Below are 12,703 nucleotides of genomic sequence, written 5' to 3'. Positions count from 1 at the left end.
TCGTGTCTCCGTTAACTTGCACGGTTACCGTCGTGCTTGGGGTGCCAGCGGTTATCGTACCGCTACCGCCAGACACTTGTACATAATCATTATCCGATAGGGTCGCAGTGCCATCGGCCGTATTATAAACGAAGTCGATGTCCGACGCGGCATTGCCGCCGCCATCCACACTAACTGTAAAAGTAAATGCCGTTGTGGACGCATCACCTTCAGATAAGGTAAGGTTGTCGATGCTGATAAAATCTTGCCCATACCCGCTAAATCCCAACAAAAGGAATACCCCAAAAAACAATAGATTTATGGGAATTTTAGAAGTACTTAAAAATGATGCAAACATGGTATACATTCTTTTTTTTTATAGACTATTATTTGAACAAACTGCACTAAACATAAAAGTGATTCAGTGTGTTTACATCAAAAATCAAGGTCCAATATTACTAAAAAAAAACACTTAAACCCTTATATATCAGGTTAAAAAACAATATTTAGGTTAAAATGTAAGATTTAGAAATAACCGTATTATTCCAGTATGGGAGATTGTGTTTGTACCGTAGGTTCTATTTTTCTAACCAAGCCCTGCAAGACTTTACCAGGGCCTATTTCCATAAACAAAGATGCTCCGTCCGCCACCATGTTTCGTACGCTCTGCGTCCACTTGACTGGGGCGGTAAGTTGTAAAATAAGATTCTTTTTTACCTCAGCGGCATCTATACCTGAGGTTGTACTTACATTTTGGTAAATGGGGCATGTAGGGGTGCCGAAGGTAGTTACTTCTATTGCGGCAGCCAATTCCTCCCGTGCAGGCTCCATCAATGGGGAGTGAAATGCACCACCAACTGGCAATACCAAAGCTCTTTTTGCTCCTGCTTCTTTCATTTTCTCACAAGCTAAATTAATCGCTTCCACTTCTCCTGAAATAACCAATTGTCCTGGACAATTATAGTTAGCAGCGACCACTATGCCTGGCGTATCCCTACAAACCTGTTCCACAACTTCATCGTCTAAACCTAAAACGGCAGCCATGGTACTGGGCTGCGCTTCACAAGCCTTTTGCATGGCCAATGCCCTTTGGGAAACCAATTTTAAGCCATCTTCAAAAGTCAGCACACCATTTGCGACCAAAGCAGAGAACTCACCCAAGGAGTGTCCTGCCACCATATCTGGTTTAAAGGAGTCTCCCATAACTTTACTCAAAATCACCGAATGCAAAAAGATAGCCGGTTGGGTCACTTTAGTTTCCTTTAAGCCTTCCGCCGTTCCGTTGAACATAATGTCAGTGATGGGAAAACCTAGAATAGCATTAGCTTGAACAAAGAGTTCCTTGGCAATTGGATAGTTTTCATAGAGGTCTTTACCCATTCCTACAAACTGAGCTCCTTGACCAGGAAATATATATGCGTTCATGCTTTCGAATTTTGTGGTACAAAAATAAGCATATAATATTGATGTCCACCTTTGGATAAAAATCTAGTTTTTGTTATGACAGAAGTCATGCTATATGTTAGATTACCCTTTATTTATCCTCCTCCTTAAACCAACCGGCATACATAATGTAGGCTTCTGCGATGCGGTTAATTTCTCCAGAACTTAGCTCTGGACTTATATCTTTTATCTTTTTTGCAGGCATTCCGGCAAATATACTTCCTGATGGCACGTGGGTGCCCTTCGTCAAGACGGCTCCGGCGGCAATGATGCTATTACTTTCAACAATACAATCGTCCATAATAATGCTTCCCATCCCTACCAGCACATTATCCTTGACCGTGCACCCATGTATGATAGCATTATGCCCTATGGACACGTTATCACCAATAATGGTAGGTGATTTTTTGTAGGTGCAATGGATTACTGCACCATCTTGCACATTTACTTTATCCCCCATTTTTATATAATGGACATCTCCGCGTAGCACCGCATTAAACCATACACTACACTGCTTTCCCATGCTCACCTCCCCAACAATGGTTGCGTTTTCGGCAATGAAACAATCTTCCCCTATTATAGGCGATTTACCCCGTACTGCTTTTATCATATTACTTACTTTTATATCTCAACCTTAGATTTTCACAAACCACTTTTTACTACACACTTTAAATCAATCACGGTACTTTTATCAATCGTAAAATGATAAAAAATCTTTCTTTTTAGAAGCAGACACCAATAACTCCTTTCCATTGGAAACAACTACACTACCACCCTTACCCCTTTTATACTTCACTACTTCGTTTACATTTACCAAATACGATTTATGAATGCGGGCAAAAGGAAAATCTGCTAGTGCCTCCTCAAAATACTTCAAGGTCTTACTTACCAATATCTTTTTATTTTCTAGAAATATTTCTGTGTAGTTGTCATCCGCCTTACAATATAGTATCTCGGCTATATTTAATACTTGAAAGCCATCTTGCTGCGGCAGAGTCAACTTTCCTGCTATTCCTTTTGCCTTTGTATTTAAAACACCTCGTTGTAAACCTCCTTCTTTTTTCTTTACCTCCCAAACATATTCCACAGCCTTAATCAACTCATCTATATGTATAGGCTTCATTAAATAATATGCTGCATGCTCATTAATGGCATCTTTTGCATAGTGATCATAGGCCGTAACAAAAATAGTTTCAAACGTTCTGTCTGGAACTTGCTCCAGAAGATCAAATGCATTTCCAAAAGGCATTTCTACATCTAAAAAAATCAAATCGAGCTCATTTTTCTGTATTAGCTCTAAACCTTCTTTTATAGAAGCCGCCTCTCCTACCAAATGTACCTTGGGACAGTATTTACCTATATAATTTCGGAGGATTTCCCTGCTATTAGCTTCATCCTCTACAAGTATTGCATTTAGAATCATACGTCGTTTTTTAAGGTGAAAACTACTTTTGTTCCAGAGCCGTCTTTGTTTAGATTGGATATATTGACGGACACCTTGTTTTTGTTCATATCGTTCAATATGGCAACACGCTGTTTTATATTACCCATACCTTTAGAACGGTTTTTTTTCTGATGATGTGTTTTTAATTCTACAGATTTTTTTCTTCCAATACCATCATCGGAAATACAAATTTGTAAGGTATCATCTCCTTTAGACCTTACGCTCACCTCCAGCATACCCTTTTCTTCCCTATACCGAAGCCCGTGCCAAATTGCATTTTCTATATATGGCTGGAGTAACATGGGTGGAATCTGAAAACTAGGAATATCCAAGTGTTCATCTATGTTGATGCAATAATCAAACTTATCCGGGAAACGAGAATGTTCTAGTTTTATATACAATTCTAACAAATTCAACTCTTTGGAAAGTGGGATAAAGTCCTCCTCGGAGTTTTCCAACACCGACCGCATTAAAGTTGAAAAATCACTTAAATACCTATTGGCACTGCGTTCATCACTTTTTGCAATAAAATTATTTACTGAATTTAAAGCGTTGAAAATAAAATGAGGATTCATCTGCGAGCGCAGGGACTTTAATGCTAAAAGATTATTGGCCAGTTTTTGTTGCTGATTACTCCTATAAAAAAAGAAAGCCGCCAGCGCCATGAGTACGAGACCAAAAATCAAGGAATAAATCACCCAACGTTGATTTTTATAACTTTCCTCAGAGAGTTCTTTTTGTGTTAAGGCTAGATCGTATTTGCTTTGGGACAATTCCCGCTCCTGCTCTAAACCGGTAATCCTACTTTGGGTAGATGCAATTTCTCGGTTAAAACGGGCAGCCCTAGAAATCTCCTGTTCTTTTCGTATATACAATGTGTCTACCAATGCTACATACTCTTGGTAGGTATCCAGAGCTAAGTTAAAATCTCCTTTAAATTCATAGACTTCGGATAACTTACGTGTTGCGTCTTTCTGCACTAATAAATCATCTTCTGAGTCGGCCTCAACAATACTTTTCTCCAGAAATGGAATGGCTTCGTTATACTTGTCCTGAGAAATATAGGCATTGGCAATTTTATAATTGATGCGCTGGGTCGTAATAGTGTCACCAAATTCTGCTCTGGAACTGCCCTGTTTGGCAGTATTTAGCTTTTTAAGAGTCGCCAAACTGTTCTTACGCATAGCGATTTCTTCTACAAACTGATTTTTTTTATTATAAAAATCGGCTACCTTTCCCTCTTCTTGTAAAGCACGTTTAGGCGCTAGTTTGTTCGCAAGCTGCAAGGAGTTGTCATAATAGGTTTCCGCCGCTACAAGTTGGTTCCCTTGTGCGTAGGCATCCGCTATTTTAGAAGTGAGATCAGTCATTTTTGGTGTGATCTGATTTTTGGCGGCCACCGTTAATCCTTTATTATAAAAGGAAACTGCCGTTGAAATATCATTTAACCCCGTCTTAGCATCTCCTAACAACTCATACATGGTAACGCGCTGATAGGGTAACATATTCTTGATTTCCCTAAGCGGATTCATTACTTTTTCAACGGCTACAAATTGCTTTGTAATACTATACGTTTTTCCCAACAGCAAAGAGGTTCCTATTGTTTTGTTCGCGGTTAAAGCATCCTCAAAATTATCGACTGCCAAATCGTATTGCTTATGAAAAAGGTATATCTCCCCTAAGGTGGTCAATGACCTGGCCAATTCCTTCTTATTGCCAAGAGTTCCTAATTGCGCTATTGATTGGGCCACAAAATCAATACTCTTGGCGATATCCGTTTTTTTATAGGCCGTTGCTGAATCCAAATAGGCTTGATGCAGGGAAGCAGATGATTGGGACATGGAAAAGGCAGGCTCTTTTTTATCTTTAGAAATATAATCTTCTACCTGAACTAAAATATCATCTTTACTTTTGATACGAAGCCGTACTGTTTCAAAACCAAGGTCTTCAATTATAAGCAATTCCCCTAATGACGTATTTATTTCAAAATTCCCAAAGCCATCCGTAAACGTTTGTATTCCCGAAGATGTTGTTACCATAACCCCAGAAATAGGCGCTAAATTAGTCTTCATTTGAACCGTACCCTTGATTTTCAATTGGGTAACGCCAGAACTATTTTGTGAAAGGCCCATGAAGTTTCCTAGAAAGAAGCATACCGTTATGTAGCAGACAAATTTTTTCATAGTAATAAAATAACTCACCAAAAGAAATAGCTTTCATTTAGAAAACAAGGTCTTATGATCGCTTATGAAAAGCTCATTATAGGTTTTAACAACACATAATTACTGTAAAAATAGCGGATTTACACGGTACTAAAAAATATAGAAAATCAAGTATTAGGTCATTAAAACCGCAAATAAACACGGTTACAAACTTATCCAAGCACTTCCCTCATTCAAAGGGGGTGTTCGCTCAATTTCGTTAGTTCAAGAAATAGTTTGCCGCTAGCTTTACCCTTGTAATCTTAAAGCAAATTAACATGAAACAGTACAGAAAAATAATTACTACAGGTCTGATCAGCCTATCCTTGACCTTGGGCTACAGTTGTGAGTTAAAACTTAAACCAATTAACGAGCCTATCATTGCGCAAGCGGTAGCGCCGACAATCACAATCACCAAAAATAATACCGTTAAGATAGCTTTGCTACTGGACACAAGCAATAGCATGGACGGACTAATTAACCAAGCAAAGTCACAGCTTTGGGATATCGTGAACGAGTTTACCCATGCAAAATGTGAAAACGATAACAGACCAGAACTCCAAATTGCTATTTATCAATATGGAAACGACGGACTATCTTCCCGAGAAGGGTATATTCAGCAAGTCCTCAACTTTAGTAGTGACTTAGATGAAATATCCGAAAAATTGTTTTCATTACGCACCAATGGCGGCGAAGAGTATTGTGGAGAAGTCATACAAACTTCCTTAAAACAATTGGATTGGGGTAACAATGAAGATAATCTAAAAATGATTTTTATAGCTGGCAACGAACCCTTTACCCAAGGAAAACTAAACTATCGAGATGCCGTCACCAATGCCAAAAAAAAAGACATTGTAGTAAATACTATTTTCTGTGGCAACTATGAGCAAGGCATTAACACAGATTGGAAAAACGGAGCGGTGCTTACCGGAGGAGAATACATGGCCATAGACCATAACAGAACGATGGCTCATATAGATACCCCATTTGACGATATCATTATCAAACTAAATACAAAACTGAACGGAACCTATCTTTCCTATGGTGCCCTCGGAAGGTCTAAAATGGAAATGCAGTCCCTACAAGATAATAACGCCATGGAACTGGAGGAAGCAGTTGCTATAAAAAGAGCAGTTAGTAAAAGTTCTAGCTTATATAACAATAAAAAGTGGGATTTGGTAGATGCTTATGAAGACAAAGATTTTGACGTTGATGAGGTTAAGAAAGACCAACTACCCGAAATACTTCAAGATAAATCCAAAAAAGAAATAACAAGCTACATTGAAACCAAAAAGACAGAAAGGGAAGAAATACAGAAAGAAATACAGTCCTCAAATATAAAAAGAGAAGCTTACATCCTAAAAAACAGAAAAGGTGATGCTAGCGGTGAATTGGAAAATGCGATGCTTAGCGCAATTAAAAAACAGGCTAAAGCAAAAAATTATAGCTGGGAGTAACCAGACCAAAATAACTACAAGGCCTTTTTCCTATGGAAAAAAGGCCTTTTTTATTGTGCTGCGGGACAATAACAGTCGTACCTACGCTCTTTTTGACCAAAATCGTACCCTAAAGTTATTTGGTGAAAACCGCCATTAGAAAAACGGATGTCCCCCATTTGGTACGAATAATTATACGACACCAAAAAGTTCTTGATATTGGCACCTACGATAGGGGTAATCAATTGCAAGCGCTGCTCCCCAAAACCAGTTGCGGTTTGAAACTGGGCACCATCAAAACTTCTTCTATAAGACAGCCCACCCCAGATTCTTCCAAAATCAACATCCTTGTATATTTTGGCATTTATATCCACTGTTTTTTCTTTCGTAAAATCGGTTAATTGAAAAAGTATGGAAGGCTCCACTTGCCATTCGTTGCGTCCAAAAATATACCCTGCAGAAACCAAATACCTTCTAATATTATCAATAACCAATTGATTAGGGTCGTCTGCTCTATCTCTGTAATACACGTTCCTTTTACTCCCTAGCGCATTAATTATAGCAACATGGGAATAAAATTCCTGAAAATTATAGGACAAGCCTAAATCTACATTGTAATAAGAAGCACTTAATTTTATTCCTGCTATAGACGGATCGGGTATTACTGATCTAAATTCGGATTCGTCCAAACTACTTTGTAAAATAGTGCCGCTTAACCCAAAAGATAGTTGATTTAAAACCCTAACATCATCACCTCCCATTCGTAAGTGGTGTGCATAGGTAAGTTTCATTCCTGTCTGAGCGTGGTAGCCATTCGCATCGTTAAAAACTATAGCACCAATACCACTAGGACCATCTCCTAACCTAAAATGTGCATTTATTGTTTGTAAGCTTGGTGCATCATCTACATCGAACCACTGCTTTCTTGCTGTGGCGCGTATTTTACCACCTTGACTTACACCTGCCATGGAAGGGAATACCAAATAATAATTATCTGACAGATAATCAAAATATACTGGGATTCCTTCTTGAGCTATAGACTTGAGTCCAAAAACTAAGAAAGAAACTATTATTATAAATTTATATCTCATCTTGGAAAATAAGGCTTTGATTCGAAATGAGGCAAATATATTGTATAACGACATAACCATAACAATATTATGTAGGCCTAAACTTAGATTTCCTTTGTATTTTTGTACAAAATTAAATTCACATAAAACGAGTCGCGCTATTTTAGGAAACACTCCAAAAAAAGCTTCTAGACAAATGATATCTGAATAAATAAAAGCAACAGATGAAAGAGTATTCCATAACCGTATCGGGAACCAAGAATCCCACCATAATTAAATTTGAAGCCAATCATATTTTAGCGCATCGCAAAAATTATGAATTCAAGAATATTGATGATGCAAAGAACTCACCTTTGGCGCAACAATTGTTTCATTTACCTTTTGTAAAAACTATTTATATTTCAGGAAATTTCATTGGCTTGGAGCGCTACGATATTGTGCAATGGGAAGATGTAAAAGATGAAGTTGCACAAGAATTGGTAGAGTATTTAAACTCCGGTGAACCCGTTATAATCGAGGAAGATAATGGAAAACCAATACCTGTTACCTTATATGCAGAGGTGACCCCTAACCCATCTACTATGAAATTCGTGGCCAGCAAAAAAATTGTTGCCGCAGCTTTTGAATTTAAAAATATAGACGAAGCAAGGGTATCTCCTCTGGCGATGGACCTATTCCAATTCCCATTCGTAAAACAGGTCTTTCTAGATGATAATTATGTGTCCGTTTCTAAATACGAAGTCGCGGAATGGGATGATATTACTATTGAAGTAAGAGAGTTGATTCGGAATTTTATAGCAGACGGGAAGGAAATAGTTTCTGATCAGGCAAAAGCTGTAAATACAGTTGAACCTCAAAGCACTAAAGCCGAAGAACACCCTGTGGATTTAGATGACACCTCCCTAGAAATAATTGATATTTTGGAAGAGTACGTTAAACCCGCCGTTGCTAGTGATGGTGGTAATATACTTTTCAAGTCCTATGAACCAGATACTAAAAGAGTAAATGTGGTCTTACAAGGAGCTTGCAGTGGTTGCCCTTCCTCCACTTATACCTTGAAAAATGGTATAGAGACCATGCTCAAAAATATGATAGGCGACAAAGTGAACGAAGTAGTTGCTATAAACGGATAATTGTTTGTAAAACTTAGATTTAATACATTTTTTTTATAATTTAAAACAAACAGTAAGTAACACTAATTATGGTAGTTTTAAAATAATAGAAGTTTTGGCGAATTCCGATAAAAGTTGGGAAGATGCAACAAAAAATCCGGTAGAACATACGTTCGGTTTCTCTTAACGAGTAAAGTGCCCCTGTTGATGACGGTAAAATAAGTGAGTTTAGAGCTAATGTAAAAATTACCTTTGAAGTAAATTAATACCATTCGCATCAAATATAATAGCGCCTAAAAGGCGCTATTTTTTTAGAAAAAAATAAGTGTTTTAACACCTACTCTTTATGCCTAAAAAATTCACAAATTCGCTCATCAAAGAAACAAGTCCGTATTTATTACAACACGCTCACAACCCGGTAGACTGGCATCCTTGGCGGGAAGATATATTGAAAGACGCAAGCGTAGACAACAAGTTACTACTCATTAGCATAGGTTATGCCGCCTGTCATTGGTGCCATATAATGGAGCAAGAGTGTTTTGAGGATGAAACCGTTGCAAACACAATGAATACGAATTTTATTAACATAAAGATAGACCGCGAGGAACGCCCTGATATTGACCACATTTATATGGATGCGTTGCAAATTATGACTGGTAGCGGTGGCTGGCCCTTAAATATTCTTGCCCTGCCTGATGGCAGACCATTTTGGGGCGCTAGCTATGTAAAAAAAGAAGATTGGATAAAAGTATTAAGCCAACTACAAGCACTGTACATAGCAGACCCGCAAAAAGTAATAGGATTTGCTGAAAATATGGCTAACGGCATTACCGAAATCAATAAAGTAACTGTAGGGACTGCAACAGAACTAATGCCGGTAACAGAACTGAGCCAAATGGTACTAAATTGGTCCGACTACTTTGATACGTTTTTAGGAGGCTATAAACGAGCTCCTAAATTTATGATGCCCGTAAACCTCACGTTCTTGTTGCACTATTCCCATGAAGAAAAAGACGATTCCATATCCGATTATGTAAACACCACACTTACCAGGATGGCATGGGGTGGTATTTATGACCATGTAGGTGGCGGATTTTCTAGATATGCAGTGGATACTAAGTGGCACGTACCACATTTCGAAAAAATGTTATATGACAATGCCCAACTGGTTAGCCTATACGCTAAGGCCTATGCAAAAACTAAAAACGAACTTTACAAGCGGGTGGTGACAGAAACCATTCAATTTTTAGAAGAAGAACTTTTAGCAGCAAACAATGGCTTTTATTCCTCTTTAGATGCGGATAGTACCAATTCAGAAAATAAATTAGAAGAGGGAGCCTATTATGTTTGGAAGGAAAAAGAATTAAAAAGCCTACTTGGAACTCAATACTCAGTATTCAAAGACTATTATAATATTAATACCTATGGATATTGGGAGCATGCTAATTATGTTCTCATTCGAGATGCAACAAAAGAACAAATTGCAACGAAACACGGCTTGACCATATCAGTTTTAGAAACTCGTATATCTGATTGCCTATTTCTATTGAAAAAAGAAAGAAATCTTAGGGACAAACCGAGATTAGACAATAAGATACTCACTTCCTGGAATGGACTACTACTAAAAGGGATAACCGACGCCTACAGGTATTTAGGGGACGACCGATACCTAGAGTTGGCTCTCAAGAATGGTAATTTTATAGTGACCCATCTTATGGCCGAAGACGGAAAGTTGATTCACACGTATACTAAAAATAAGGAAACCATTAACGGGTTTTTAGAGGATTATGCAGCCGTAATAGCCGGTTTTATCGGATTGTACGAAGTAAGTTTCGATATGTTGTGGCTTACGAAGGCAGCATTACTGACGGAATACGTTTACACCTATTTTCTAGATGAAGCTACCGGTCTATTTTTCTTCACTTCAAAAGAAGATGCGCTGTTGGTGCGGAGAACCCTGGAGGTATCTGATAATGTTGTTCCCGCATCCAATTCTATGATGGCCATAAACCTTTTCAAACTCTCTAAGTTTGGCTTGGCATCCAAATATGCCGAACATAGTTTAAAAATGATGCAAAGTATGGAGCCAGCAGTAAAAGAACGCCCAGAGAACCACGCCAACTGGTTATCGCTCCTACTCCTGCACCAAAAGCCTTTTTATGAAATTGCAATAGTGGGTGAGAATTATTTAGAAAAAAGAAAGGAGCTTTGCACCAGCTACATTCCCCAAAGCATTATTTGCGGCTCCGAACACGAAGGAGTGCTTTCATTATTAAAAAACAGATACAATAAAGAAACAACCCAAATTTTTATCTGTGAGGAAGGCGCCTGTAAACTACCTTTGACCAGAACAGAAGAAGTGTTAATACTACTCGTAAATTAAAGGTAGGATTAGTTTAAATTGTATTCCTTGTCTTGAAGCATCCATTTGCCTAAATTAAAGTAAACGATAAATAATTATAATTTTCATGAAACAATTTACAGATTACCAAAAGCATATAGACAATTTTATAAATTGGTTCTGGGATGCCCTACCTAACCTTATCATGGCCATTATTCTTTTGATAGTGGGGACCTATCTTATTCGCTTTATCAACAGAATGATACGCAAGTTCTTTGAAGCAAAGGACTATGATCCCTCACTAGAAACCTTTACCCAGAGTTTAATTTCTATAGGTCTTAAAATTATACTCTTTGTGCTTGTGATTACTCAACTAGGCGTCCAGTCTTCCTCCTTAGTCGCCATTATTGGTGCAGCAGGTTTAGCTATAGGCTTAGCGCTACAAGGCTCTCTGTCTAATTTTGCTGGAGGTGTGCTTATTTTATTATTTAAACCCTTTAAAATTGGGGATTTTATCTCTGCCCAAGGGGTCGATGGTACGGTAAGGGAAATATCCATATTCACAACAAAACTAACCACTTTCGGGAATCAGATTGCAATCATTCCAAACGGTCAACTTTCTAACAATAATATCATCAATTACAATGCTGAAGAAACAAGAAGGGACAAAATAGATATCGGTATTGGATATGGTTCTAACATTAAGACAGCGAAGGATATCCTTTTAGATATTTGCACTCAGCACAAAAACATACTAAATGAACCTAATCCCGAAGTATACGTGGGAGAATTAGGTGATAGCTCTGTAAATCTGACCTTGCGCTTTTGGGCAAATAACGATGTTTTTTGGGCAGCTCATTTTTACGTTATAGAAGAAATTAAAAATAGATTTGATGTAGAAGGTATAGATATACCTTTCCCGCAGCGGGTAATACACCAGCCTTAGTGCTATATACTTTTTCAAAAGCGATACTCCTAGGCAAAGCAATGTTCGGAAGTTTTATTTTTTCTTTGTCTGTAACATAAAATCCTTGAGATAGTAGGGCTCAAAATAAGCAACATCTTCAAAGTCGTTCTCTACATATTTTTCGAAAGACAAGACGGCCATTTCCTTTGACGAGGGCACGCAATCAGTATTAAAAGAAATAGTATCGTGGGACCGTGTTTCTTTAATTTTTTGGGCGCCACTACCTAGTATATGAACTGTTTTATCCTGAGCATACACCGTAAATGAATGCTCATCTATGATTTCAGCTTCGGTATCCTTAATTTGGTTTAAATCAATATCAAAAACTGCCGAATAGACCTCCATTCTTCTGGCGTCTAATACGGGAATTATACAGTCATAACCCCCTTTAACCTGACTCGCCATACTCTTTAAGGTAGCGATAGAAATCAAAGGTACATCCAAAGAAAAACATAAGCCTTTTGCTGCCGAAACACCAATGCGCAAACCAGTATAGGAGCCGGGACCCTTACTTACTGCTACAGCATCTAAATCAGTTAGGGCTATCTTAGCTTCCGCCATACATTCTGCTATAAATACATGAAGTTGTTCCGCATGGGAGTAGTTGGGTGTGTTGTTCTCCCTTACGGATAACAATTCGCCATCCTTAGCTAGGCTTACGGAACAGTTAGTCGTCGCAGTCTCCAAATTTAATATTAATCCCATACGTC

Annotated in this window: 11 protein-coding genes and 1 pseudogene; 5 read left to right on the top strand and 7 right to left on the bottom strand. The window is 38.1% G+C overall.

Features of this window, described 5'->3' with window-relative positions:
* From Q360_RS26205 to Q360_RS0117600, 5 genes are all read right to left on the bottom strand, one after another.
* Positions 1–337: hypothetical protein (locus tag Q360_RS26205; RefSeq protein ID WP_211251603.1), on the bottom strand; the 337-nt coding region annotated here is incomplete at its 3' end.
* A 182-nt stretch (positions 338–519) separates the two neighbouring features.
* Positions 520–1,404 carry an ACP S-malonyltransferase gene (fabD, locus tag Q360_RS0117615; RefSeq protein WP_027078251.1) on the bottom strand — a complete coding sequence of 295 codons (885 nt, stop codon included), beginning with the start codon at positions 1,402–1,404 and terminating at the stop codon, positions 520–522.
* Positions 1,405–1,513: 109 nt separating this feature from the next.
* Positions 1,514–2,032, bottom strand: coding sequence for a gamma carbonic anhydrase family protein (locus tag Q360_RS0117610; protein ID WP_036196274.1), 519 nt, complete (start codon positions 2,030–2,032; stop codon positions 1,514–1,516).
* An 81-nt stretch (positions 2,033–2,113) separates the two neighbouring features.
* Positions 2,114–2,845, bottom strand: a complete 732-nt coding sequence (locus Q360_RS0117605) for a LytR/AlgR family response regulator transcription factor (RefSeq protein WP_027078249.1) — start codon at positions 2,843–2,845, stop codon at positions 2,114–2,116.
* Positions 2,842–5,049, bottom strand: a complete 2,208-nt coding sequence (locus Q360_RS0117600) for a histidine kinase (protein WP_027078248.1) — start codon at positions 5,047–5,049, stop codon at positions 2,842–2,844. Before Q360_RS0117600 ends, Q360_RS0117605 begins: the two co-directional genes overlap by 4 nt.
* Positions 5,050–5,345: 296 nt before the next feature.
* Between Q360_RS0117600 and Q360_RS0117595 the strand changes: the two genes are divergently transcribed.
* Positions 5,346–6,524 carry a vWA domain-containing protein gene (locus tag Q360_RS0117595; RefSeq protein ID WP_027078247.1) on the top strand — a complete coding sequence of 393 codons (1,179 nt, stop codon included), beginning with the start codon at positions 5,346–5,348 and terminating at the stop codon, positions 6,522–6,524.
* Positions 6,525–6,574: 50 nt separating this feature from the next.
* Here the strand turns inward: Q360_RS0117595 and Q360_RS0117590 are convergent, their stop codons facing one another.
* Entirely contained in the window at positions 6,575–7,594 is a 1,020-nt protein-coding gene (locus Q360_RS0117590; protein WP_027078246.1) for a PorP/SprF family type IX secretion system membrane protein, read from the bottom strand.
* A 203-nt stretch (positions 7,595–7,797) separates the two neighbouring features.
* On the opposite strand from Q360_RS0117590, the gene Q360_RS0117585 reads away from it, so the two are divergent.
* The 4 genes and pseudogenes from Q360_RS0117585 (at position 7,798) to Q360_RS0117575 (ending at position 11,972) form a co-directional block, all read left to right on the top strand.
* On the top strand, positions 7,798–8,706 hold the full coding sequence (locus tag Q360_RS0117585) for a NifU family protein (RefSeq protein ID WP_027078245.1): 909 nt from the start codon (positions 7,798–7,800) through the stop codon (positions 8,704–8,706).
* Between the two features lie 82 nt (positions 8,707–8,788).
* Positions 8,789–8,951, top strand: a pseudogene (locus Q360_RS25435) (dodecin family protein).
* A gap of 80 nt (positions 8,952–9,031) precedes the next feature.
* Entirely contained in the window at positions 9,032–11,068 is a 2,037-nt protein-coding gene (locus Q360_RS0117580; protein WP_027078244.1) for a thioredoxin domain-containing protein, read from the top strand.
* Positions 11,069–11,153: 85 nt separating this feature from the next.
* A complete protein-coding gene (locus Q360_RS0117575; RefSeq protein WP_027078243.1) occupies positions 11,154–11,972 on the top strand; it encodes a mechanosensitive ion channel family protein in 819 nt (272 codons plus the stop codon).
* A gap of 54 nt (positions 11,973–12,026) precedes the next feature.
* Here the strand turns inward: Q360_RS0117575 and tsaB are convergent, their stop codons facing one another.
* Positions 12,027–12,698 (bottom strand): tRNA (adenosine(37)-N6)-threonylcarbamoyltransferase complex dimerization subunit type 1 TsaB, encoded by a 672-nt coding sequence (gene tsaB / locus Q360_RS0117570; RefSeq protein WP_027078242.1) that lies wholly within the window; start codon positions 12,696–12,698, stop codon positions 12,027–12,029.
* Positions 12,699–12,703 lie beyond the last annotated feature (5 nt).

Source organism: Maribacter antarcticus DSM 21422 (assembly GCF_000621125.1).
GTDB lineage: Bacteria > Bacteroidota > Bacteroidia > Flavobacteriales > Flavobacteriaceae > Maribacter > Maribacter antarcticus.
This window is presented reverse-complemented; position numbering and strand designations above follow the sequence as displayed.